Source organism: Flavobacterium sp. (assembly GCF_039916025.1).
Classification (GTDB): Bacteria; Bacteroidota; Bacteroidia; order Flavobacteriales; family Flavobacteriaceae; genus Flavobacterium.
Genome location: NZ_JBDSMB010000070.1, coordinates 20,864 through 43,505, shown reverse-complemented (window position 1 = coordinate 43,505; position 22,642 = coordinate 20,864). Strand labels below are relative to the sequence as shown.

General features: G+C 34.6%; 23 protein-coding genes. 11 read left to right on the top strand and 12 right to left on the bottom strand.

Annotated features, from left to right (window positions below):
- Positions 1-2 precede the first annotated feature (2 nt).
- Genes rlmF through ABIQ27_RS04400 form a run of 4 tightly spaced genes read left to right on the top strand, consistent with a single transcriptional unit; the run spans position 3 to position 4,088 of the window.
- Entirely contained in the window at positions 3-947 is a 945-nt protein-coding gene (rlmF, locus tag ABIQ27_RS04415) for a 23S rRNA (adenine(1618)-N(6))-methyltransferase RlmF (RefSeq protein ID WP_348032408.1), read from the top strand.
- Positions 948-953: 6 nt separating this feature from the next.
- Positions 954-1,535, top strand: coding sequence for a GDP-mannose pyrophosphatase NudK (nudK, locus tag ABIQ27_RS04410; protein WP_348032406.1), 582 nt, complete (start codon positions 954-956; stop codon positions 1,533-1,535).
- 50 nt (positions 1,536-1,585) lie between these two features.
- On the top strand, positions 1,586-3,574 hold the full coding sequence (uvrB, locus tag ABIQ27_RS04405; protein WP_348032405.1) for an excinuclease ABC subunit UvrB: 1,989 nt from the start codon (positions 1,586-1,588) through the stop codon (positions 3,572-3,574).
- 1 nt (position 3,575) lies between these two features.
- Positions 3,576-4,088, top strand: coding sequence for a GNAT family N-acetyltransferase (locus tag ABIQ27_RS04400; protein ID WP_348032403.1), 513 nt, complete (start codon positions 3,576-3,578; stop codon positions 4,086-4,088).
- On the opposite strand, the gene ABIQ27_RS04395 is transcribed toward ABIQ27_RS04400, so the two are convergent.
- Positions 4,085-4,486 carry an excinuclease ABC subunit B gene (locus ABIQ27_RS04395; protein ID WP_348032401.1) on the bottom strand — a complete coding sequence of 134 codons (402 nt, stop codon included), beginning with the start codon at positions 4,484-4,486 and terminating at the stop codon, positions 4,085-4,087. The genes ABIQ27_RS04400 and ABIQ27_RS04395 overlap by 4 nt on opposite strands.
- A gap of 152 nt (positions 4,487-4,638) precedes the next feature.
- Between ABIQ27_RS04395 and ABIQ27_RS04390 the strand changes: the two genes are divergently transcribed.
- From ABIQ27_RS04390 to ABIQ27_RS04380, 3 genes are read left to right on the top strand one after another with little or no spacing between them, the layout of a single operon-like run.
- Positions 4,639-5,160 carry a hypothetical protein gene (locus tag ABIQ27_RS04390; protein WP_348032399.1) on the top strand — a complete coding sequence of 174 codons (522 nt, stop codon included), beginning with the start codon at positions 4,639-4,641 and terminating at the stop codon, positions 5,158-5,160.
- 17 nt (positions 5,161-5,177) lie between these two features.
- Positions 5,178-5,978 (top strand): alpha/beta hydrolase-fold protein, encoded by an 801-nt coding sequence (locus ABIQ27_RS04385; RefSeq protein WP_348032398.1) that lies wholly within the window; start codon positions 5,178-5,180, stop codon positions 5,976-5,978.
- 48 nt (positions 5,979-6,026) lie between these two features.
- On the top strand, positions 6,027-6,500 hold the full coding sequence (locus tag ABIQ27_RS04380; RefSeq protein ID WP_348032396.1) for a DUF1456 family protein: 474 nt from the start codon (positions 6,027-6,029) through the stop codon (positions 6,498-6,500).
- 40 nt (positions 6,501-6,540) lie between these two features.
- On the opposite strand, the gene ABIQ27_RS04375 is transcribed toward ABIQ27_RS04380, so the two are convergent.
- The 4 genes from ABIQ27_RS04375 to ABIQ27_RS04360 all read right to left on the bottom strand — a co-directional run bounded on the left by ABIQ27_RS04375 (position 6,541) and on the right by ABIQ27_RS04360 (position 11,033).
- Entirely contained in the window at positions 6,541-8,076 is a 1,536-nt protein-coding gene (locus ABIQ27_RS04375; RefSeq protein ID WP_348032394.1) for a T9SS type A sorting domain-containing protein, read from the bottom strand.
- 83 nt (positions 8,077-8,159) lie between these two features.
- Entirely contained in the window at positions 8,160-9,047 is an 888-nt protein-coding gene (locus tag ABIQ27_RS04370) for a tetrahydrofolate dehydrogenase/cyclohydrolase catalytic domain-containing protein (protein WP_348032392.1), read from the bottom strand.
- A gap of 53 nt (positions 9,048-9,100) precedes the next feature.
- Positions 9,101-10,429 carry a signal recognition particle protein gene (ffh, locus tag ABIQ27_RS04365; protein WP_348032391.1) on the bottom strand — a complete coding sequence of 443 codons (1,329 nt, stop codon included), beginning with the start codon at positions 10,427-10,429 and terminating at the stop codon, positions 9,101-9,103.
- Between the two features lie 142 nt (positions 10,430-10,571).
- Complete coding sequence (locus ABIQ27_RS04360) at positions 10,572-11,033, bottom strand: hypothetical protein (protein WP_348032389.1); 462 nt, start codon at positions 11,031-11,033, stop codon at positions 10,572-10,574.
- A 155-nt stretch (positions 11,034-11,188) separates the two neighbouring features.
- Between ABIQ27_RS04360 and ABIQ27_RS04355 the strand changes: the two genes are divergently transcribed.
- Positions 11,189-12,190 carry an FAD:protein FMN transferase gene (locus ABIQ27_RS04355; protein WP_348032388.1) on the top strand — a complete coding sequence of 334 codons (1,002 nt, stop codon included), beginning with the start codon at positions 11,189-11,191 and terminating at the stop codon, positions 12,188-12,190.
- A gap of 55 nt (positions 12,191-12,245) precedes the next feature.
- On the opposite strand, the gene ABIQ27_RS04350 is transcribed toward ABIQ27_RS04355, so the two are convergent.
- From ABIQ27_RS04350 to ABIQ27_RS04325, 6 genes are all read right to left on the bottom strand, one after another.
- Positions 12,246-13,106, bottom strand: a complete 861-nt coding sequence (locus ABIQ27_RS04350; RefSeq protein ID WP_348032386.1) for a T9SS type A sorting domain-containing protein — start codon at positions 13,104-13,106, stop codon at positions 12,246-12,248.
- A 24-nt stretch (positions 13,107-13,130) separates the two neighbouring features.
- Entirely contained in the window at positions 13,131-13,664 is a 534-nt protein-coding gene (locus ABIQ27_RS04345) for a YceI family protein (protein WP_348032384.1), read from the bottom strand.
- Between the two features lie 13 nt (positions 13,665-13,677).
- Positions 13,678-14,016 (bottom strand): cytochrome c, encoded by a 339-nt coding sequence (locus tag ABIQ27_RS04340; protein WP_348032382.1) that lies wholly within the window; start codon positions 14,014-14,016, stop codon positions 13,678-13,680.
- 10 nt (positions 14,017-14,026) lie between these two features.
- Positions 14,027-14,893 (bottom strand): DUF5777 family beta-barrel protein, encoded by an 867-nt coding sequence (locus ABIQ27_RS04335; protein ID WP_348032380.1) that lies wholly within the window; start codon positions 14,891-14,893, stop codon positions 14,027-14,029.
- A gap of 15 nt (positions 14,894-14,908) precedes the next feature.
- Complete coding sequence (locus ABIQ27_RS04330; protein WP_348032378.1) at positions 14,909-15,304, bottom strand: hypothetical protein; 396 nt, start codon at positions 15,302-15,304, stop codon at positions 14,909-14,911.
- Positions 15,305-15,648: 344 nt separating this feature from the next.
- Positions 15,649-16,677: a hypothetical protein gene (locus ABIQ27_RS04325; protein WP_348032377.1), complete on the bottom strand. Its 1,029-nt coding sequence runs from the start codon at positions 16,675-16,677 to the stop codon at positions 15,649-15,651.
- A 103-nt stretch (positions 16,678-16,780) separates the two neighbouring features.
- Between ABIQ27_RS04325 and ABIQ27_RS04320 the strand changes: the two genes are divergently transcribed.
- From ABIQ27_RS04320 to ABIQ27_RS04310, 3 genes are read left to right on the top strand one after another with little or no spacing between them, the layout of a single operon-like run.
- Complete coding sequence (locus ABIQ27_RS04320; protein WP_348032376.1) at positions 16,781-17,302, top strand: sigma-70 family RNA polymerase sigma factor; 522 nt, start codon at positions 16,781-16,783, stop codon at positions 17,300-17,302.
- Positions 17,303-17,333: 31 nt separating this feature from the next.
- Positions 17,334-18,242, top strand: a complete 909-nt coding sequence (locus tag ABIQ27_RS04315) for a FecR family protein (RefSeq protein WP_348032374.1) — start codon at positions 17,334-17,336, stop codon at positions 18,240-18,242.
- Positions 18,242-20,761, top strand: a complete 2,520-nt coding sequence (locus ABIQ27_RS04310) for a TonB-dependent receptor (RefSeq protein WP_348032372.1) — start codon at positions 18,242-18,244, stop codon at positions 20,759-20,761. Before ABIQ27_RS04315 ends, ABIQ27_RS04310 begins: the two co-directional genes overlap by 1 nt.
- On the opposite strand, the gene argS is transcribed toward ABIQ27_RS04310, so the two are convergent.
- Complete coding sequence (argS, locus tag ABIQ27_RS04305) at positions 20,762-22,537, bottom strand: arginine--tRNA ligase (RefSeq protein ID WP_348032419.1); 1,776 nt, start codon at positions 22,535-22,537, stop codon at positions 20,762-20,764.
- Positions 22,538-22,642 lie beyond the last annotated feature (105 nt).

Below are 22,642 nucleotides of genomic sequence, written 5' to 3'. Positions count from 1 at the left end.
AAATGAAAGAAAAAAATACCACCGAAAAAACAACTTTGCATCCTAGAAATCCACACAGGTTTCGCTATGATTTTGAACAACTGATTTCAGTTTGTCCGGAATTAAAAAGTTTTGTTTTTATCAACGAACATAAAGTAGAGACGATTGATTTTAGTAATCCTGAAGCGGTAAAAGTTTTGAACAAAGCCTTATTGATTTCGAATTATGACATTCAAAACTGGGACATTCCGGCGAATTATCTTTGTCCACCAATTCCGGGACGCGCTGATTATATTCATTACATCGCCGATTTGCTGGCAACTTCTAATAACGGCATTATTCCCGAAGGCGAAACTGTAGTTGGCTTAGATATTGGCATTGGTGCCAATTGTATTTATCCAATTATCGGAAATTCAGCTTATGGCTGGAGTTTTGTCGGAACAGATATTGACGAAAGCGCCTTGCAGAACTGCAAAAAAATCATTGGTGACAATCCAAAATTAATTGATGCAATCAGTCTGCAATCACAAATTGAATCTCGATTTATTTTTAAGAATATCATTTTACCCGAAGACAAATTCGCTTTCACGATTTGCAATCCACCGTTTCACAATTCAGCTGAAGAAGCTGCGAAAAGTGCGTTGCGAAAAGTGAATACTTTAACGAATACCAAAAACGAAAAAGCAATTTTAAATTTTGGCGGACAAAATGCAGAACTTTGGTGTAATGGTGGCGAAATTGGTTTTCTCACCCAAATGATTTATGAAAGTGCCAAATATCCAATGCAATGTCTTTGGTTTACGACTTTAGTGTCCAAAAAAGACAATCTGAAAAGCATTTATAAAATATTGAATAAAGTTGGCGCGGTAGAAATCAAAACAATCGACATGGCTCAAGGCCAAAAGATAAGCCGAATTGTAGCCTGGACATTTCTATCGGAAACACAACAAAAAAACTGGAAATTTTAAGTGATTATGAAAAACCCAAAAATAGAAATCACAGAAACCAAAGTTCTTTCTGATAATTGGTATACTCTTCGAAAAGTAACCTATAACTATCTCAAAAAAGATGGCAATTGGGAAACACAATCCCGTGAAGCTTATGACCGCGGAAATGGCGCTACGATTTTGTTGTACAATAAAAACTCTAAAACCGTAATCCTGACGCGTCAGTTCAGATTGCCAACCTATTTGAACGGCAATGAAACCGGAATGCTGATTGAAGCCTGCGCCGGATTATTGGACAAAGACAACGCCGAAGAATGCATTCGCAGAGAAACCGAAGAAGAAACAGGATATAAAATTTCGGCGGTTCAAAAACTATTCGAAGTCTATATGTCGCCAGGTTCAGTTACTGAAATTGTTCATTTTTTTGCTGCTGAATATACCAAAGACATGAAAATAAATGATGGCGGTGGCGTTGCAGACGAACAGGAAAATATCGAAGTGCTGGAGTTTAATTTTGATACCGCTTACAACATGATTGCATCAGGAGAAATCAAAGATGCTAAGACAATTATGCTTTTACAACACGCAAAAATCAATGGTTTGATTTAAACGTTATTCTTCATAACTTCGTACCTCGCACTTCTAACCTCGTACTTCCAATGAAATTCCAAGTCGTATCCGATTACAAACCAACCGGCGATCAACCTCAAGCTATTGAGAAACTTTCTGCTGGAATTGTCAATGGTGATAAATACCAAACTTTACTCGGAGTTACCGGTTCGGGTAAAACATTTACCGTTGCCAATGTGATACAAAACATTGATAAACCGACTTTGGTTTTGGCGCATAATAAAACCTTGGCGGCTCAATTATATTCTGAGTTCAAGCAGTTTTTCCCAGAGAATTCAGTTCAGTATTTTGTTTCGTATTATGATTATTACCAACCTGAAGCCTTTATTCCGGTTACAGGAACTTATATCGAAAAAGACTTATCTATAAACGAAGAATTAGAAAAGCTGCGTTTGAGCACCACTTCTGCCCTGCTTTCCGGACGTCGTGATATTATTGTTGTTTCTTCTGTTTCGTGTTTATACGGAATTGGAAATCCGGTAGAATTTCAAAAGAATGTCGTTTCGATTGCTAAAGGAGAAATCATTTCGCGTACCAAACTATTACACAAATTAGTTCAAAGTTTATACTCAAGAACTGAAGCCGATTTTACTCCGGGAAATTTCAGAATTAAAGGCGACACGGTTGATATCTATCCAAGTTATGGCGACGAGCCTTATCGTGTGCATTTCTTTGGAGATGAAATTGAAGAAATAGAATCATTCGATTCCAAGACTTCAAAGGTTTTAGAAAAATTCAACAATCTGAATGTTTACCCGGCTAATATGTTTGTGACTTCGCCCGATGTTTTGCAATCTGCCATTTGGGAAATACAACAGGATTTGGTAAAACAAGTCGATTATTTCAAGGAAATAGGAAAGCATCTCGAAGCAAAACGTTTGGAAGAACGTACTAATTTCGATTTAGAAATGATTCGCGAATTGGGCTATTGCTCCGGAATTGAGAATTATTCCCGCTATTTAGACCGACGTCTTCCGGGAACCCGACCATTCTGTTTGTTGGATTATTTTCCAAAAGATTATCTGATGGTTGTCGACGAAAGTCACGTTACGATTTCGCAGGTTCATGCTATGTATGGCGGCGATAGAAGTAGGAAGGAAAACTTAGTCGAATATGGTTTTCGATTGCCTGCTGCAATGGACAATCGTCCGTTGAAATTTGAGGAATTTGAAAGCATGCAGAACCAGGTTATTTATGTTTCGGCAACACCTGCCGATTATGAATTGGAAAAATCGGAAGGAATATATGTTGAACAGGTTATTCGTCCAACAGGACTATTGGATCCAATTATAGAAGTGCGTCCAAGCCTGAATCAGATTGATGATTTGATTGAAGAAATACAAGTGCGTTGTGAAGCCGATGAACGTGTTTTGGTGACAACCTTAACCAAACGTATGGCGGAAGAATTGACCAAATATTTAACCAAAGTTTCGATTCGTTGCCGTTATATTCATTCCGATGTCGACACATTGGAGCGTGTGGAAATCATGCAGGATTTACGTAAAGGTTTGTTTGATGTGTTGATTGGCGTGAACTTATTGCGTGAAGGTTTGGATTTACCAGAAGTATCACTTGTAGCAATTTTAGACGCTGATAAAGAAGGTTTCTTAAGAAGCCATCGTTCGCTTACGCAGACAGTTGGTCGTGCCGCTCGAAACGTAAACGGAAAAGCGATTATGTATGCCGACAAGATTACCAACAGCATGCAAAAAACCATAGACGACACCAACTACCGTCGCGAAAAACAAACTGCTTATAATACTTTGCACGGATTAGAACCAAAAGCGTTGAACAAAAGCCTGGGAAGTGCTTTGGGCAATAACTCGCTATCCACAAAATATTTTGAAGACAAAATTGCCAAAGCTGCTGAACATGAAAGCTTGTATTTATCCAAACCCGAAATAGAAAAGAAAATCCGTGATGCCCGAAAAGCTATGGAAAAAGCAGCCAAGGAATTAGACTTTATGCAGGCTGCCAAACTGCGTGATGAGATTAAGATGTTGCAGGAAAAAATTTGATATGAATTACAACTTTAGAAAAGCCACCGTAAAAGATATTCCTCAGATATGGGAAATCATTCAGCAGGCAATCGTCCGCAGAAAAAACGATGGAAGCCAGCAATGGCAGGATGGCTATCCAAATGAAAGTGTTATAAAGGAAGATATTGAAAGTGGTTTTGGCTATGTTTTAACTGATGAAGATAGTATTGTAGGTTATACTGCAATTTTAATAAATGACGAACCTGCCTATGATAACCTAGAAGGAAATTGGTTGACTAATTCTGATTTTGTTGTAGTTCACAGACTAGCCGTTTCGGATAACTATATTGGCAAAGGTCTAGCACAAAAGATGATGCTTTCAACGGAAGAAGTTGCATTAAAGGAAAATATCTTTAGTGTCAAAGTAGATACTAATTTCGACAATATTCCGATGCTGAAAATTTTTGAAAAATTAGGCTATACCTATTGCGGAGAAGTGATGCTTAGAGGTGGAATCCGTAAAGCTTTTGAGAAAAAATTGCCAGAAAACTAATTCAACTGCTCCTGAAATACTTCCAGTAAAAACTCAGCAGAAATCAATTTGGTTGGAGAAGCTTCCATAGCTTTTAAAACGCGTTTGATAGCATGTGGATTAAGTCCCATATTAATGCCAATTTCGTGAATTTTGATATGCTCGCGTTCGTGCAAAACGCCATCACAATGCATCAACAAAGCCAAACGATAGAATTGCTGAATACGTTCAAATTCTGATTTAATGACAGCAGGATATTCTTCCTGATGAAACAGGTTTTTGAAATCGCCTTTATCAACCTGAAGTTCTTCGGCAATCATGGCTAAGAAAAGATATTCTCTTTCATGCAATCTCCCATCAACAACAGAAAAAGCAATCATATCGGATAAAAGGGCCAATTTTTCTTTGTAATCGTTCATGCGGTTATTATAATTTTTTAGCTAAAATATAATTTTTTATGGAATAGTGATAAATTATTGATTTGAAATGTATTTTTTATGTTTCAACATTGATTTTAAAAATGGTGAAAGAATTATTTTTGTTACTTTTACGACATTAAATTTTTGAGCTCATGAACACTTTTAAAATTGCTCTTTTTGCCTTGCTGCTTACTACAGTTAGTGCCTTTTCTCAAAACAATGATTATTATAATTATAACCGATATGGCCGCGGTAGCAACAGGGAACTTGATATAGATCATTCTACTCCGGCAAAGCCTTCAGCCGAAGATATTCAAAAAGCAAAAGCAAAGCAGGTAGAGAGAATTATTGCCAACTTAAAAACGGAGTTAACACTGGATGAACTTCAGGCTATAGCCATAAAAAATGAAATTGCATCAAGCATTAAGAATATAGATATTGTTGTCAAAAAAGAAATTTCTGATGTGGATAAAACAACAGAAATAAAAGCACTGACGGAAAGAACTGAAATTATTATCAATTCTTATTTGAACGCAGAACAAAAAGAGAAATATAAAGTTTTAATAGCAGAAGCTAAGAGCGGTAAAAAAGACAAAAAAGGTAAAAAGACTCGAGGCAATCCCGAAGCTTCGGGAGAACAGAGCGAAGCTAAAGACAAAACAGCTGAAGAATAAATCTAACAATTACCACTTTGAAACAGATTTTAACATTACTTTTTTTATTTGTTCTTTGCACCACAAATGCTCAAAAAAGCACTGCAAGCAAACAGGTTTCTACCTTTACGATTGATGCACCACAACTAAATACTTCAAAAAAGATTTGGGTATATCTGCCAAAAAATTACACTACTTCTACAAAAAAATACCCAGTCATTTACATGCACGATGGTCAGAATCTCTTTGATGCTACAACTTCAGCTTATGGCGAATGGAATGTTGACGAAACATTGGATAGCATCAATGCTCAGGTTATTGTCATCGGAATTGAACATGGTGGCGACAAACGAATCGATGAACTGACTCCTTATAAAAATACTAAATACGGTGGCGGCAAAGCCGATGATTATTTGAATTTTATTGTCAAGACCCTGAAACCAAAAGTGGATGCAACTTACCGGACTAAGACTAACACAAAAAATACCGCAATCATGGGAAGCTCGCTTGGCGGATTGGTTTCGTTTTACGCTGCGATAAAATATCCTGAAGTATTTGGGAAAGTTGGTTGTTTCTCGCCTTCTTTTTGGTTTGGCAGAAATGAAATAAATGATTTACTGGCACAAACTAAAGAGTTTCATACCAAAGTTTATTTCCTGTGTGGAGATAATGAAGGCGATGATGATGTTATTCGCGATATGAAAAACGTAGAGCGTTGGGTGAATACCAAACGCTGCGAATGTAAAAAACTAAACAAGGAAGTAATCGTCAAAGGCGGACAGCACAATGAAAAATTGTGGCGCCATAGTTTTAAAAAGGCTTACCTTTGGCTGTTTTAAATGAAAAAGGGAAAAGTTGAAAGTTTGGATTAATAAAAAAATACAATTATGAATAACAACGATATATTTAAAAAATTACGTGTGGCTCTACAATTGCGTGATGACCAAATTGTAGAAATCCTTGAATTAGTAGATTTCAGAATGTCGAAAGGTGAAATAGGGAATCTTTTTCGCAATGCGGATCATCCCGATTTTATGGAATGTGGTGACCAGGTATTGCGTAATTTCCTTAACGGATTGGTAATTCATCTTCGCGGTACGAAAGAAAATCCAAAGAATGCAATGGATGTTATCAGGCAAAATCAGGAAGTTGTAAAGAAAAATGTTGCTGAAAAATCAAAGGCAGCCTTTAAGCCTGACACCGAGTACAAACCTAAACCTAAGACAGACGCTAACAAGACCCGAGGCAAAGCCGAACGGAGCGGAGCTAAACCTTTCAATCCAAAAGATAAAAAATCTGCACAAAAAATTCAGGTTGTCGAAAAGGTTCAATATAAAAACGGTAAAAACAAAAAATCCTGAGTTAAAGCTCAGGATTTTTTGTTTTTAAAAGTGTAGATATTTATTCTTTTACAAACTTATTGGTATATTTTTCTTCACCCGAGTAAGCCTCCAGAATATAAATCCCTTTCGCTAAGTTTTCAACATTTATAGTAGTACTATTTTGGGTTTCAAGAATAACTTGTCCATTTATAGCTATTATTTTAGCTGCTGTAATTGTTTTATTAGCAGGGGTTTGGATTTGCAATGCATTACAAACGGGGTTTGGGAAAATAACCATGTCCAGCTTTTCATAAGCAGGCGTAGCTAACGCATCAGGGGCTAGTTTTACTACCCAGCAATCCAGACCACCATGATTTCCGGTTATATCTCCATCATTAGAATTAGTAAAGCCAGTTATTACATATCCCCCATCTGAAGTGTTTTGAATAGAGTTAGCACTCTCTTCACCTGAACCTCCCAATGGTTTCTGCCATTGTTTAGTTCCTGTAATATCTAGTTTTATTATCCAGCAATCACTACTGCCATGATTTCCAATTATATCTCCATCGTTAGAATAACTATAACCAGCTACTACACAACCGCCATCAGATGTTGTTTGGATAGATTGTGCATAGTCAGCATCTGAACCTCCTAAAGATTTTTGCCATAGTAAAGTTCCTGTAGCATTGAGTTTTACCACCCAGAAATCAGAAATCCCGCCATGATTCCCTGTGACGTTTCCATTGTTTGAAAAGCTGCTGCCTACTACTATATAACCTCCATCAGATGTAGTTTGAATAGCTTGTGCATAGTCAGTATTCGAACCTCCCAAAGATTTCTGCCATTGTATATTACCTGACGCGTCAAGCTTTACAACCCAATAATCAGTAGTCCCATGATTTCCGGTTACATTTCCATTATTTGAAGAACTATAACCTGCCACTATATAACCACCATCTGAAGTGGTTTGAACAGATTGTCCAACATCATCAGCAGAGCCTCCTAAGGATTTCTGCCATAACATATTCCCGCCAGCATCGAGTTTTACAACCCAATAATCGGGGCCACCATGATTTCCGGTTACATTTCCATCATTTTGAGAACTATATCCTACCATTACATAACCTCCATCGGAAGTAAGTTGAATAGAAAATGCTGCATCACCATTTGAACTTCCAAATGATTTCTGCCATTGTATATTCCCGGTAGTATCGAGTTTTACCACCCAGCAATCTTGATTTCCATGATTCCCGCTTACATCTCCATCGTTTGAATTACTATAACCTGTAACTATATAGCCTCCATCGGCAGTAGTTTGAATAGCATCTGCAACATCGTCACCGGAGCCTCCCAATGATTTCTGCCATTGTATATTTCCTATAGCATCGAGTTTTACTATCCAGTAATCATAACCTCCATGATTTCCCGTTACATCTCCATTGTTTGAGGTATTGCTACCCGCCGTCACATATCCACCATCGGGAGTTTTTTGAATAGCAGCTGCACCCTCATTATTGGTACCTCCCAAAGGTTTTTGCCATTGTATTGCCGGAGCCTGCGCCTGGGTATAGACAAATGATAAAACTGTCAATAAAAGGCTAATTTTCGTTTTCATAGATTGCAATTAAGAAGGTTTAAAAGTATAAAAAATAGAGAAACTTATAAAAAAAAATCCTGAGCTTTAACTCAGGATTTTTTTTATTCTAGTCTGTGTCTTTTCTGCTCTCGTGCCAATAACGTATTTTTAAGTAGCATTGCGATTGTCATTGGCCCAACTCCACCGGGAACAGGCGTTATATAGGATGCTTTTTTTGAAACCGCATCAAAATCTACATCGCCGGTAATTCGGTAGCCTCTTGGGTCAGTTTCATCGGCAACACGTGTAATTCCAACATCGATTATAACTGCATCATCTTTAATCATTTCGGCTTTCAGATAATTTGGAACACCAAGTGCCGTGATAATAATGTCGGCCTGTGTAGTTATTTGGGCAATGTTTTTAGTATAGCTATGTGTAAGTGTAACTGTTGAATTTCCGGGAAAACCTTTTCTTCCCATCAGGATGCTCATTGGTCTGCCCACAATGTGGCTTCTTCCAATGACGACAGTGTGTTTTCCTTTGGTTTCAACATTGTATCTTTCTAACAATTCTAAAATTCCGAATGGTGTTGCCGGAATAAAAGTCGTCATATCCAAAGCCATTTTACCAAAGTTTTCAGGATGGAAACCATCAACATCTTTACTAGGGTCGATTGCCATCAATATTTTTTGTGTATCAATTTGATCAGGCAAAGGCAACTGAACAATGAAGCCATCAATATTGTCATCCTGATTAAGCTGTTCTATTTTTTTCAAAAGTTCTGTTTCTGATGTCGTGCTTGGCATTTTAACTAGAGTCGATTCAAATCCGACTAATTCACAGGCTTTAACTTTACTTCCAACATAAGTCAGACTCGCACCATCATTCCCTACAATTATTGCCGCCAAATGTGGAACTTTCTCTTTATTGGCTTTCATTTTGTTAACCTCAGCCGTGATTTCGGCTTTGATGTCTGCAGAGATTTTTTTTCCGTCTAATAATTTCATTTTGTGTCGTTGTTGTTTATAAAAAAAGACGCGATACATCGCGCCTTTACATCTTATTTCATTCCACCCATCATCTTCATCAGATTCTTTCCGCCGCCACCCTGCATCATTTTCATCATTTTGCTCATTTGGTCGAATTGTTTCATCAGCTGATTTACTTCTTCTATTTTTCTACCAGAACCTTTAGCGATTCTGGTTTTTCTTTTCATATCGATAATCGTAGGCTTGCTTCTTTCTTTTGGTGTCATTGAATGGATAATGGCTTCAATGTGCTTGAAAGCATCATCTTCAATTTCAACATCTTTCAATGCTTTTCCGGCACCGGGAATCATTCCGACTAAGTCTTTCATGTTACCCATTTTTTTTACCTGTTGGATTTGGGATAAGAAATCATCAAAACCAAACTCGTTTTTGGCAATTTTCTTTTGGATTTTTCTGGCTTCTTCTTCATCATATTGTTCCTGAGCTCTTTCTACCAAAGAAACAACATCTCCCATTCCGAGAATTCTTTCCGCCATACGAGCCGGATAGAATACATCGATAGCTTCCATTTTTTCACCGGTTCCAATAAATTTGATTGGTTTATCAACTACAGATTTAATAGAAATTGCAGCTCCACCACGTGTATCACCATCTAATTTTGTTAAAACAACTCCGTCAAAATTCAATCTGTCGTTGAACGCTTTAGCCGTATTTACCGCATCCTGCCCAGTCATAGCATCCACCACAAACAAAGTTTCCTGCGGTTTTATCGCAGCATGAACATTGGCAATTTCGTTCATCATCAGCTCATCAATAGCTAAACGACCAGCCGTATCGACAATCACCACATTGAAACCATTTGCTTTTGCGTAAGCGATTGCTTTAAGCGAAATATCAACTGGATTTTTATTTTCCGGTTCAGAATACACTTCAACACCAACTTGTTCTCCAACAATGTGCAACTGATTAATCGCCGCTGGACGGTAAATATCACAAGCTACTAAAAGTGGTTTCTTATTCTTTTTGGTTTTAAGATAATTGGCTAATTTTCCGGAGAAAGTTGTTTTCCCTGAACCTTGTAAACCCGACATCAAAATCACGGTTGGATTTCCACCAAGGTTAATTCCAGTTGCATCTCCACCCATTAATTCGGTTAATTCGTCTTTTACGATTTTAACCAATAACTGTCCTGGTTGTAATGTTGTTAGTACATTTTCACCAATAGCTTTTTCTTTAACTTTTGTGGTAAAATCTTTGGCGATTTTAAAATTAACATCGGCGTCAAGTAAAGCACGGCGAACTTCTTTCAAAGTTTCTGCTACGTTGACTTCTGTAATTTTTCCGTGCCCTTTTAGGATGTGGAAAGCTTTATCTAGTTTATCACTTAAATTATTGAACATAATGGCAAGCTTGTTTTAATGAAGTGCAAATTTAAGGATTTGATTTCGAACTTTTATGATTGAACTAATAAAAAAAGCCATTCCAGTATATCGGAATGGCTTAAAGAAACAAACTTAACATTATTTCTTTTTCATGTTCTCATTAGTTCTTGGTAAAGACCAAAATATCTGTACCTCCATTTCCACCGCTTACATCTATTAGAGAAATTGTTGTAGCAGTATGACTAACTACATCCCAATCATCTGTTAAATCAGCAAAATCAGTTGGAGTAGCAAACGCAATATTAAAATCTAAATCGCTGCTTGGATTATCATCATTGCTATCATCTGAAGTTACTGACCAATTTCCTGTGTAAGTGTTCGTTCCATTTGTTGCAGTCAATACATTTCCAGAAGCAAATGTAAAATTGTAGCCTGTAAAATGATTAGTTTCATCTGTTCCTGAACTTACATAACTGGTAACTTTCCATGTGCCGCTGGTGGCTGTATTAATTACCGGAGTTGGATCTGCTGAAGAAGATGAACTATCATCCGAACTGCACATTGAAGCTACATTTAACATAAAGAGGCAAAAAAGGGCTGGAATTAAAATTAGTTTTTTCATAGCGTTTAAGGTTTTAGTTTTTTAAATTTTGTTTGAGTGCGAGCTCTTTTATTAAAACAAAAAACAATAAGAATACCCTACTTCAATTTTAAAAAAAGAGTTAATAGGGTTTTCTATCAAATGACTGTTTTACTAATTAAAGTAATCTATCACTAATGAATAAAATCAAACCAACCCTTATTTTTTTACTTCTTTCCTGTATTGCATATTCTCAAAAAGAGCCTGTGAAAATTGAAGGTGAAGCTCAAGGAACAACCTATCACATCATTTATTTTGATAAAGCCAATAGAGATTTCAAACCAGAAATAGTTCAAATTCTAAAAGATTTTGACTTATCGGTTTCTACTTATATTCAAAATTCGATTATTTCGAGAATAAATTCGAATCAAAAAAATGTTGAAGTTGACAAATACTTTATTGCCTGTTTCAAAAAAGCAAAAGAAGTTTGGAAAAATACAAATGGTGCTTTTGACCCAACAGTTTATCCATTGGTAAATGCTTGGGGATTTGGCCCAGGAAAAAAACAAAAAATTGAACCTAAAAAAATCGACAGCATTTTAAAATTTGTTGGTTTTGATTTAATCAAACTGAAAGGCAAACATATTGTAAAAAAAGATTCAAGAGTGCAATTGGATTTTAATGCTTTTGCTCAAGGTTATTCGGTTGATGTTGTTTCAGAGTTTTTGAATTCAAAAGGAATTACTGCTTACATTGTTGAAATTGGTGGTGAAGTTTATGCCAAAGGCAAAAAATTGGATGGCAGTAATTGGACTGTTGGAATAGAAAAACCAATTGACAATAAAGAAACCACAAATGACTTAAAAGCATTGGTTTCATTAGAGAATTTAGCGATTGCCACTTCCGGCAATTATCGAAGGTTCATCATTGAAAACGGTGTAAAATATGCACATCATATTGATCCAAAAACAGGTTATCCAACAAAAAATAATTTATTAAGTGCCTCGATATTTGCTAAAGAATGTATTTCGTCTGATGCTAATGCAACCGGAGTTTTAGTTATGGGCTTAGAAAAAGCAAAGCTGTTTTTAGCTTCGCATCCAGAACTACAAGCCTATTTAATTTATTCTGATGAAAAAGGAAACTATCAGGAATATGAAACCAATGGATTAAAATCTATTTTGAAAGAAGCCGAATAAAAAAAGCATCCACAAGCTTGCCTGCAGATGCTTTCATCTCAAAAAAAACCAAACATTATTTCTTCAATATAACTTCATAATTTGAAATTCCATTCTCATTTGTTAAGCTAAATACATAATTCCCATCAGATAAACCCGAAAGATCTATTTGTTTTGTAGTTGTGGCATTATTGTTTTCAAATTTCTTTGAATAAACTGTTTGCCCCAATAAATTATAAACTTTAATATCATTTACTTCATTTTTCAAATCGATATTGAAAATTCCAGTTGACGGAACCGGATAAATAGTTACAGCCGGTTCGCTGTTAATAATGTCGTTCAATCCTAACGCTGTTGGAACCCAATCAATGACAATTGTATTCAAATAAGTATCACCGTTATAGGTAATATGGGTTATAACATTACTTTTTGTAAAGGCAAAACTGTTGATTTCATTATGGATATTATTGGAACCATCATTCCATGAACTTTCTACCCAAACCTTATAACTTCCATCAACGACATTTGTTCCGTTAGTGGCACCAACAACATTTTTCCCATCCCAAGTAACATTTTTAGAGCCAAAAGCTGTTGGTGAAGTGGTAGCTGTTCTGGTTGCTGCACTTACAGCATCAGTAGTATTGCATGCTGTTCCTGTAGCAACTGAAGTACTTGTGCAACCACATTTACTTGCCCAAGTGGGTAAGTGATCATCTGTTGATGTTGATGTAAAACGGTATTTCGTTTTGATAAATGTTCCTGTACTATTTTCAATCCAAACTGCATACACATTTTTAACACCTTGGTTTAATGATGGAGACGTTGGTTGCGGCTGATTATAAGTCATTGTTAAAGTTCCTGCCGTTTGTGCATACGAATGTGACACAAATAGTAATAGAATGGCTATGGCTATGTTTATTGCTAATCCTTTTTTCATGTTTTAATTAATTATATTCTTAATTTATTTATTTTCCAATGCTAATTTCAATGATATTTTTGCATTTTCTGACAAAGTTTTCTTAGCCAATGAAGGCACATCAAGTTTATAATCAGAAAGTTTTATATTGAATACTCCGGAAAGAACCATTTTTCCAGAATCATTAACTGTTGTTATTTTGGTTTTGACTTTATTGGTAATTCCATGAATTGTTAAGTCGCCTTCTACATCGTAGCTTCCGGCTTTAGCATCATAATTTAAAATTTTTCCTTTAAAAGTCGCTTTAGGAAGTTTATCGCTTTCCATATAGTTTTCATTGAAATGTTCTTCCATTAAAGCTGATTTAAACTTAAACGATTTTACCAATCCTAAGATGACCAATTCGGTTGTTGATTTATCAAAAATGGCAGAAACAGTTTTGTTAGTTCCAATAACTTCATCCATTGCTCCGGGTACTGTTGCATCAAATTTGATTTCTCCTGAGCGGGTAATCATCTTTTGTGAAAAAACGGTACTTCCTATAAGAAGTGCTACAAATAAAACGGTTATTCTTTTCATATTTTTAAATTTATTATTCAACATATCCCTGCACTTTCCAATTGTTAATCATATCAATAAATACTTGTGGCATTTTACCGCTTGGTGGCATTATTGCTCCACAATCATTTTGAATTCTGCATTCCAGACTTCCGTTTTCAATGGCGTCTTTAACTTCGGCATAATTAGTCAACGCTGGATTTTGTCCATTTGAACTATGGCAAGACACACATTTTGCACTCATTATTGCTTTAATGTTTGAGTTATATGTTGGGTTTGTAACTACAGGTTGAATTTCTTGTACCGTGGTTGAATCGCAGGAAACTATTAAAACTCCGACTAACGCTACCAATATTATTTTTATTTTTTTCATAACTTTTTAATTAAAATACTCTATACATATTAAATCCAAAATAAAGACTTCCTTTTCCCCAATCTCCACCAGCATTCGAGAATATGGCAACATCGTTCATTGGTTGGCTGTTTGAGAAAACCAATTGAAACACGTGACCACCGGTTTCAATATCTAAACCTACTGTTAGCGGGTTTTTATATGGCGAACTGCTACCTTCCGGCAAATTTAATCGGGCTGCATATTCAAGATTAACACTCAATCTTTTTGCTACTTTATAGCGTGTTCCTGCACCAACTAAATAAATATTTTTCTGGTCTAACAATCCATCGTATAAGTTTTTGTGGACAAAGATTCCTGCTAATTCACCAGAAAAGGAATTAGAAAATTTTCTTGAGACCAATACTTGAGATGTAAATGCTAAACGGTTATTGAATTTTAATCCCGGATATAATTTTTTATCTAATTCGCTATTGATATCCATGGTGTTATATCCAACAATAGTCACAGGAAAACCATCAACTTGTTGGTTTGCCAATCTGTATTTTATGGCAAGTTCATATGTTTTTTGATAAGTGTGTCTTGATGCGCCAATTGAGAGCCAATTGGTAACACCATAAATTCCGCCAATTTTGGTTAAGGCATTATCTAAACCAAAGAAATTATTGATGCCATTTTTTAAGTCTCCAAAACGGTGAGAAACCAAAAAATAAAATTCCCCTTTGGCTGCTAATTTAGTTGACTGCATATTACAAATCTGTAATCCTTTGAAAGCGGCCGATGCTGCTTCATTTCCTTTTGGAACAGAATCGAGTTCTTTCATCAATTCATCTTGTGCATTTACTGTGGTAAAGGCGAACAGCAATAAAGCTGAAAGCGCAATTTTGATTAACTTCATTTTAAAATTTATTGATTATTTGAATAGGTTACATTGGTCAAGCCTTACTTCGCCCAAAAGGTCATCATAGCCTACTACTCTTCCTTTGATAGTTACTTTTTGATCTTTTTTAAGCGAATTAGAAGCAGTTAAAAAATTACAGTTTACCGAATTATCTAAAATCACTTCTTTGTCACTTACTGAAGTTACAATTCCGGAAACGGCTATAGGTTTTTCAAGATATTTTTTGTTTGAAGCTGCAGTGTTTGAAGTGAATTCAGTTACAATTGCTTTAGAGGAAACTGCGAATGCTGTATCTTCAGATTGGATGTCTCTTTTACCCGCATTGTATATATAATAGCGTACCGAAAAAAAAGAAATGACGATAATAACAATTGATATTCCTAGGGTTTTAAATATTTTGATTGGCATGGCGGTTAATTTGAAATTGTTATTTTTTGATTTATAACAACTAAACAAATTGAGATATTAAAACCCTACTTAAAAACACAAAAAATAATTAATTAGCTAAATTTTAGACATAAAAAAACCAGCACAATGACTGGTTTAAAAGTTTTTTAAAATTATTACCGACTTATAAAACAAATTTTAAAATAAAGAGTGCTACTGAAACTATCAAACTCCATATCAAAAACTGATTTACAAAATAATTAATTTTTGTTTTGTTGTTTGACGTGATGCTTTCTGAGTTATCGGTAGCGTTTTCTTCTTGATTTAAAAACTTCTTATGAAAGAATTTCATTATTAGTCTAGATTTAGTTTTTGGTGAAATTCAAGTAGTGATTATCCGTTCCACCGCCACTTTCATGTTTTAACCTTATAAAGGTTTCTGTGTACTCAAGCACTTTCCAGCCTTCTTCCATTTCATCTAAAGCTGAACCGTCATAATGTAAGTCTAATCTTTGATAGCCACTTTCATCATGTAAGTCCCAATCACCATTAGTGGTAACGCTGTATTTTATTGCAGTACAAAAACCGCCAGAATTGAAGTTAAAATTATAACCGTTGTAATAATTCGTTTCGTCATAACCATCTCCATAAAAATAGGAAACATACCAAGAACCACTGGTCAAAACATCGGATAAGACCAAAGTTCCAGAGCTCGTACTGTCACAATCATCAATAACATTCTCTATAGCTGACTCGAGTTGTGAATTGTTAGTAATGTTAATAGTTTCGCTGTTTGAATTTGTTAATGTTATCGGGAATACAAAACCAACTATTTCATCAGTTGTAAGGTTATTTACAAAATTGTACAGCTGATTATCATTTTGAATTGCTATTGAACTAGCTATCTGATTGTTTGTATTATAAATATTAATTGAAACTGGATAATTAAAATCGATACAAGAAATGTCATGATAAGGGCTATCATCACCATAACCTGCCATTATAGTTTCAAATTCTGCTTCGGTTGCTACAATATGCTCATAATAATTAGGATATACCATTGTAATAGGAAAAGCAAAGTGAACTTTATCATCGTCAGTAGTGCTTTGATTTTTTACATCCTGGACCGTTTGAAAATCAGCTTCCGAAACTACATAAACATATTGACCATCTATTGTTACATGAGCAGGCAGTTTTATACTACAGTTACTGGTTCCGTCTAAAACGTTGTCGGCTGTAGTTTCATATTGGGACACTCTGCTTATTAATGACGATATTGGTGAAGTTTTAGCAAAACTGTTCTGAGTATTAAGCGCAATAGTTTCCGTTTCGTCCTGACACGAAAAAAACACTAACATAAACAGATAAAGCAATAATAAGCAACAATTTTTCATAATATCATGTGCGATTTGATATATTCAAAACAAAGTTGCAATAAAAAACCCTACTAAAGAAAAAAAAATTAAATTTAAACTCTCGAATAATTCAGAAAATTAAATGGAAGAAACCAATTCTAATGGCATTTGTGAAGAATTAATTTTTTCAAGTTTTTTTAAAGCTAACGTAAAATCTTTACGAAATTACTTGTATTTCAAATTTGGAAATGAGGAAAAAGCAAATGATGTTACTCAGGATTCATTTATAAAGCTATGGGAAAATTGCAAAAAAGTACCTTTAGAAAAAGCCAAATCCTACTTATATACTATTGCTAATAACAATTCATTAAATGAAATAGCACATCAAAAAGTCGTTTTAAAATATGTTCAAAGCAATACCGGTAATGATAGAACTAATTTGAATCCGGAATATTTATTGGAAGAAAAACAATTCAAACAAAAACTGGAAAAAGCAATAGCGAAACTTACCGAAGCACAAAGAACTGCTTTTCTTTTAAATAGAATTGAAGGCAAAAAATATCACGAAATTGCAATTATGCTCGATATCAGCGTTAAGGCTGTAGAAAAAAGAATTCATGGCGCATTAGTTTCTCTACGAACAGAAATTGAACAGTTCAAGTAGGGTTTTTTAAATTTAAAATGTTTTTAATTAAATGGATGCAAAGGAAGAAAATTACGAATTAGCCAAATGGTTGGCTGGAGAAATGACTGAAAAGGAACAACAAACTTTTCAAAAAATTCCCGAATATGCTACTTACGCCAAAATTGCTGCTTATTCAAGTCAATTGAAAGCACCCGATTTTGATGCTGATTTATTATACCGAAACACTATAAATCATAAAAAAGCTACACCTAAAGTTATTCCGTTTTATCAATCCAAATGGATGAAAATTGCGGCCATTTTTGTTGTGCTGTTATCTTTAACTTTTTTCTTTAGAACTACAATTACTTCAACAGAAGTTGCGCAAAACGGTCAAAAAACAAATTTTGTTTTGCCTGATGATTCGCAAATTGTTTTGAATAGTGGCTCTCAAATTCAATACAAAAAATGGAATTGGGATAACAACCGGAAATTAGATTTAGATGGTGAAGCCTATTTTAAAGTAGCGCACGGAAAGAAATTTCAAGTCAATACAAATCTTGGAACTGTAACAGTTTTAGGAACGCAATTCAATGTTAAAGCCAGAAAAAATAGGTTTGATGTGACTTGCTACGAAGGAAGAGTTAAAGTAAACTATAACAATACAGAAGTAATTATAACCAAAGGAACTTTGGTAACTTTTGATAAAAACTACTTCGAAAGAAAAAATATTACCACTACAAAGCCAGAATGGACAGACAATCAGATTGTTTTCACAAAAGAAAAACTTCAAACTATTGTTGATGAGTTAGAAAGACAATACACTGTTGAAATTGTTTTAAACTGCAGAGAAAATTCTCAGCTTTTTAGCGGTACTTTACCATCAAATGACCGTAAAGCAGCTTTAGAAGTAATTACTTCTATATTTCATTTAAAAATCTCTAAATTAGATACTGATAAAATTATCTTAGTAGATTTTTAATGTTTTCAAAGCAATATCTTTTTTCTGTAATATCCTTTTTCTTTTTCATGCTAAGCTATGCGCAGCAGGATAAGGATGGTATTCCATTGAAAATAGTTTTGGAGGAAATCAGTTCAAGACACAATATTAAATTCAATTATATTGATGAAGAATTAGTCATCTACAAAATAATTTCCCCAAAACCTGATTTAACCTTAACTGAACAAATAGAGGCTATCCAATTACAGACTGGATTAAAATTTAAAAAAATAAGTGATGTTTATTATTCCATTTATAATGACCGGAAGCTTGACAAACCATTATGTGGCTATTTGTTTGATTCAGAAACAGGCTTTCCTGTAGAAAATGGAACTATCAAAATCCAGAATAATAATATAACCGTTTTTTCTAATAAAAAGGGATATTTTGAACTACCTCTTGTTTCTCCCGATCCCATTGAAATATCTCATTTGAATTTTGAAAAAAAAATAATCCAACCAAAGGACTTATATGTTTCAGATTGCCCAAAAATTAGCCTTTTTCCTATAGTCCAAAAATTAGATGAAGTCATCACGCAGCGTTATTTGACAACCGGAATTTATATAAAACAAGACGGAGCAGTTGAAATAAAACCACGCAAATTCGGAATCTTACCAGGATTGATTGAACCCGATGTGCTTCAGACTTTGCAGCAAATTCCCGGAATAAATTCAATAGACGAAACCGTTTCCAATATCAATGTCCGAGGTGGAACACACGATCAGAATTTATTTCTTTGGAATGGAATCCGAATGTTCCAAACGGGACATTTTTTTGGTTTAATATCCGCTTTTAATCCATCATTGGCACAAACTATTACGGTGACTAAAAATGGAAGTTCTGCTTTTTATGACGAAAGTGTCTCCAGTGTAATTGATATCTCATCTCATTCCAAATCGATTGAAAATACAAACTCAAGTATTAGCAGTAACTTGATTAGTGCCGAATTTTACACCAAAATTAAAGCTTCTGGGAAAGCCAGTTTTACCATATCCGGCAGGCGTTCTTTAACCGATTTTTTTAAGTCGCCAACGTATAAAAATTACAGAAATAAAGTTTTTCAAAATACGGTTGTAACCAATTTGAATAACAATCAAACTGTTGACTTTAATTCAAATGAGAAGTTTTATTTTTATGATTTTACGACGCAATACCAACAAAAAATTGGCTTAAAAAATGAGTTTGCTGTTGATGCTATTGTAATTAAAAATTCGTTATTCCTAAATCAATTTACTAATGATGCAAGCAAAAACAGTGATTTAGGCCAGGAAAGTTTTGGCGCAAGTATCAATTGGAAAACAAACTGGAATTTAAAAAATTCCACCCAATTTCAAATTTACATTTCTAATTATTCATTGGTTTCAAAAAGCGAATCTATTCTTAACAACCAGGTTTTGAATCAGGGAAACAAAGTCTTGGATTTAGGTTTTCAAATCAAAAACTCACACATGCTTTCAAAAACGATAACATTCAACAATGGCTATCAATTTGATGAAACCGGCGTAACTAATTTTGACGAAATCAATTCTCCACTTTTTTCCAGAAAAATTAAAGAAGTATTACGAACTCATGCTTTAATTGCCGAAGGTGTATTTGAAACAGATAATAAAAAAACATTTTTAAAAACCGGAATTCGCGCCAATTATTTTACCAAATTCAAATCGTTCTTAATTGAGCCCAGAGTTCAATTTAGCCAGATGTTGAGCAAATCAATTCGTTTAGAAATCCTTGGCGAGCAAAAAAGTCAGACACTTTCCCAGATAATCGATTTACAGCAGGATTTTTTAGGAATCGAAAAACGAAGATGGACATTGGCAAATGATACTACAAATCCGATTCAGAAAAGCAATCAAATCTCTGTTGGTTTTATCTTTAAAAACAATAACTGGCTTATTTCTTTAGACAATTTTTACAAAAAAATCACTGGAATAACTACAAGTAGTCAGGCATTCCAAAACCAATTTGAGTTTGTGAAAACCGCTGGTGAATATCAGGTTTTGGGTTCAGAGTTTTTAATTCAGAAGAATTTCGGAAAATTTTATTCTTGGCTAAGTTATAGTTACAATGACAATAAATATTTCTTTAAATCGCTTGAACCAACTGAGTTTATTAATAATTTTGAATTAAAACACTGCATTTCCTGGGCTGGAATCTATGAATGGAAAACTATCAAATTGGCATTGGGTTCAAAATGGCATACCGGGAAACCTATAACAACACCACAATCCACAACTTTGGATTCTGACAATCAGATTGTGTATAATTCGCCAAATAATGCCAGACTTAAAGATTTTTTTCAGGTCAATTTTTCTGCATCAAAAGACTGGAAACTTGATAAAGGAATAACATTGCAAACTAATATTTCGGTTTTAAATCTTTTCAACACTAAAAACAGCATTAATAAATTTTACAGAATTAATTCAACAGACAATACTGTCGAGAGTATCGATACGTATGCTCTTGAATTGACTCCAAATGTGAATGTGAAATTGAGTTTCTAATTACATTCTTTCGGGAACTTCAATTCCCAGTAGTTTGAATGCTGATTTTATAGTTTCAGCAACTTTTCTGGAAAGATGAACTCTGAAAACTTTCTTCGTCATATCTTCTTCTCCCAAAATGGAAACAGATTGATAAAACGAATTGTATTCTTTGACCAATTCATAAGTATAATTGGCAACTAAAGCTGGTGAATGATTGTTGGCAGCATTTTGTATTACTTCAGGAAAAAGTTCGATTTGTTTCAACAATTCTTTTTCTTTTGGATGCAATTCCAATTTAGCTATAAAATTCAAATCAAAATCTGCTTTTCGCAAAATGGACTGAATACGGGCATAAGTATATTGAATAAATGGACCAGTATTTCCAGCAAAATCAACCGATTCTTCAGGATTAAAAAGGATTTGTTTCTTTGGATCCACTTTTAGGATGTAATATTTTAAAGCACCAAGACCAATCGTTTTGAATAGTTTGGCTTTTTCTTCTGATGTATATCCTTCCAATTTCCCTAAATCGGTAGCAATTTTCCCGGCAGTTGCAGTCATTTCTTCCATCAAATCATCAGCATCAACGACAGTTCCTTCACGGGATTTCATTTTCCCTGATGGCAATTCTACCATTCCGTATGACAAGTGGTATAAGTCTTCTGCCCAATCAAATCCGAGTTTTTTCAGAATCAAAAACAATACTTTGAAATGGTAATCCTGTTCGTTTCCAACGGTATAAACCATTCCACCAACATCCGGAAAATCTTTCACACGCTGAATTGCGGTTCCAATATCCTGAGTCATATAAACTGCAGTTCCATCTGAACGCAATACAATTTTTCTATCCAGACCATCAGGCGTTAAATCAATCCAAACCGAACCATCAGCATCTTTTTCGAAAATGCCTTTTTCCAATCCGAATTGCACGACTTCTTTTCCTAACAAATAGGTATTGCTTTCATAATAATAACTATCGAAATCAACTCCGAGGTTATTATACGTTTGCGCAAAACCATCATAAACCCATTGGTTCATGGTTTTCCACAGTTGCATAATTTCCGGTTTTCCAGCTTCCCAATCCAAAAGCATTTGTTGTGCTTCGATAATTATTGGCGCTTGTTTTTTTGCTTCGTCTTCGGTTTTTCCCTTAGCGATTAATTCTGCAATTTGTGCTTTATATTCCTGGTCAAATTTTACATAGAAATTTCCAACCAGTTTATCGCCTTTCAAACACTCGCTTTCGGGTGTTTGGCCTTTGCCAAATTTCTGCCAGGCCAACATCGATTTACAAATGTGAATTCCACGGTCGTTAATGATTTGGGTTTTGTATACTTTTTTACCTGATGCTTTGATGATTTCGGCAACAGCATATCCTAAAAGATTATTTCTAACGTGACCAAGATGTAAGGGTTTGTTGGTATTTGGTGAAGAATATTCTACTATTACTGCTTTATCATTTAGAGAAACAGCAGCAAAACCAAAACGCTCATTATCTTTTATTTCGTTAAAGAAGTTAAGATAATAATCGTCTGAAACAACGATATTCAAAAAACCTGAAACCACATTAAAGCGGATAACTTCTTCAATATTTTCAACTAAGTAATTACCGATTTTAGTTCCGATTTCTATAGGATTTCCTTTGATAACCTTCAATAACGGAAAAATAACCATAGTAATATCGCCTTCAAATTCTTTACGTGTAATTTGAAATTCAACTTTATCAATTGAAACATCAAATAATTGTTGTACTGCTTTTTGAATAGGTAGTGTAAGAATTTGCGAAAGCTTCATGGTAATTTCTTTTAAGTTGGCAAAGATAAGCATTACAACAGAATTTTAATAGTCAGAACAATTTATAAAAAACATAGTTGATTATTTTGTAAGAAATGTATTTTG

Excerpts from the sequence above, each read along its gene's own strand:
- rlmF (WP_348032408.1), top strand. The coding sequence starts at position 3 with ATGAAAGAAAAAAATACCACCGAAAAAACAACTTTGCATCCTAGAAAT.
- nudK (WP_348032406.1), top strand. The coding sequence starts at position 954 with ATGAAAAACCCAAAAATAGAAATCACAGAAACCAAAGTTCTTTCTGAT.
- uvrB (WP_348032405.1), top strand. The coding sequence starts at position 1,586 with ATGAAATTCCAAGTCGTATCCGATTACAAACCAACCGGCGATCAACCT.
- ABIQ27_RS04400 (WP_348032403.1), top strand. The coding sequence starts at position 3,576 with ATGAATTACAACTTTAGAAAAGCCACCGTAAAAGATATTCCTCAGATA.
- ABIQ27_RS04395 (WP_348032401.1), bottom strand. The coding sequence starts at position 4,486 with ATGAACGATTACAAAGAAAAATTGGCCCTTTTATCCGATATGATTGCT.
- ABIQ27_RS04390 (WP_348032399.1), top strand. The coding sequence starts at position 4,639 with ATGAACACTTTTAAAATTGCTCTTTTTGCCTTGCTGCTTACTACAGTT.
- ABIQ27_RS04380 (WP_348032396.1), top strand. The coding sequence starts at position 6,027 with ATGAATAACAACGATATATTTAAAAAATTACGTGTGGCTCTACAATTG.
- ABIQ27_RS04375 (WP_348032394.1), bottom strand. The coding sequence starts at position 8,076 with ATGAAAACGAAAATTAGCCTTTTATTGACAGTTTTATCATTTGTCTAT.
- ABIQ27_RS04370 (WP_348032392.1), bottom strand. The coding sequence starts at position 9,047 with ATGAAATTATTAGACGGAAAAAAAATCTCTGCAGACATCAAAGCCGAA.
- ffh (WP_348032391.1), bottom strand. The coding sequence starts at position 10,429 with ATGTTCAATAATTTAAGTGATAAACTAGATAAAGCTTTCCACATCCTA.
- ABIQ27_RS04360 (WP_348032389.1), bottom strand. The coding sequence starts at position 11,033 with ATGAAAAAACTAATTTTAATTCCAGCCCTTTTTTGCCTCTTTATGTTA.
- ABIQ27_RS04355 (WP_348032388.1), top strand. The coding sequence starts at position 11,189 with ATGAATAAAATCAAACCAACCCTTATTTTTTTACTTCTTTCCTGTATT.
- ABIQ27_RS04350 (WP_348032386.1), bottom strand. The coding sequence starts at position 13,106 with ATGAAAAAAGGATTAGCAATAAACATAGCCATAGCCATTCTATTACTA.
- ABIQ27_RS04345 (WP_348032384.1), bottom strand. The coding sequence starts at position 13,664 with ATGAAAAGAATAACCGTTTTATTTGTAGCACTTCTTATAGGAAGTACC.
- ABIQ27_RS04340 (WP_348032382.1), bottom strand. The coding sequence starts at position 14,016 with ATGAAAAAAATAAAAATAATATTGGTAGCGTTAGTCGGAGTTTTAATA.
- ABIQ27_RS04335 (WP_348032380.1), bottom strand. The coding sequence starts at position 14,893 with ATGAAGTTAATCAAAATTGCGCTTTCAGCTTTATTGCTGTTCGCCTTT.
- ABIQ27_RS04330 (WP_348032378.1), bottom strand. The coding sequence starts at position 15,304 with ATGCCAATCAAAATATTTAAAACCCTAGGAATATCAATTGTTATTATC.
- ABIQ27_RS04325 (WP_348032377.1), bottom strand. The coding sequence starts at position 16,677 with ATGAAAAATTGTTGCTTATTATTGCTTTATCTGTTTATGTTAGTGTTT.
- ABIQ27_RS04320 (WP_348032376.1), top strand. The coding sequence starts at position 16,781 with ATGGAAGAAACCAATTCTAATGGCATTTGTGAAGAATTAATTTTTTCA.
- ABIQ27_RS04315 (WP_348032374.1), top strand. The coding sequence starts at position 17,334 with ATGGATGCAAAGGAAGAAAATTACGAATTAGCCAAATGGTTGGCTGGA.
- ABIQ27_RS04310 (WP_348032372.1), top strand. The coding sequence starts at position 18,242 with ATGTTTTCAAAGCAATATCTTTTTTCTGTAATATCCTTTTTCTTTTTC.
- argS (WP_348032419.1), bottom strand. The coding sequence starts at position 22,537 with ATGAAGCTTTCGCAAATTCTTACACTACCTATTCAAAAAGCAGTACAA.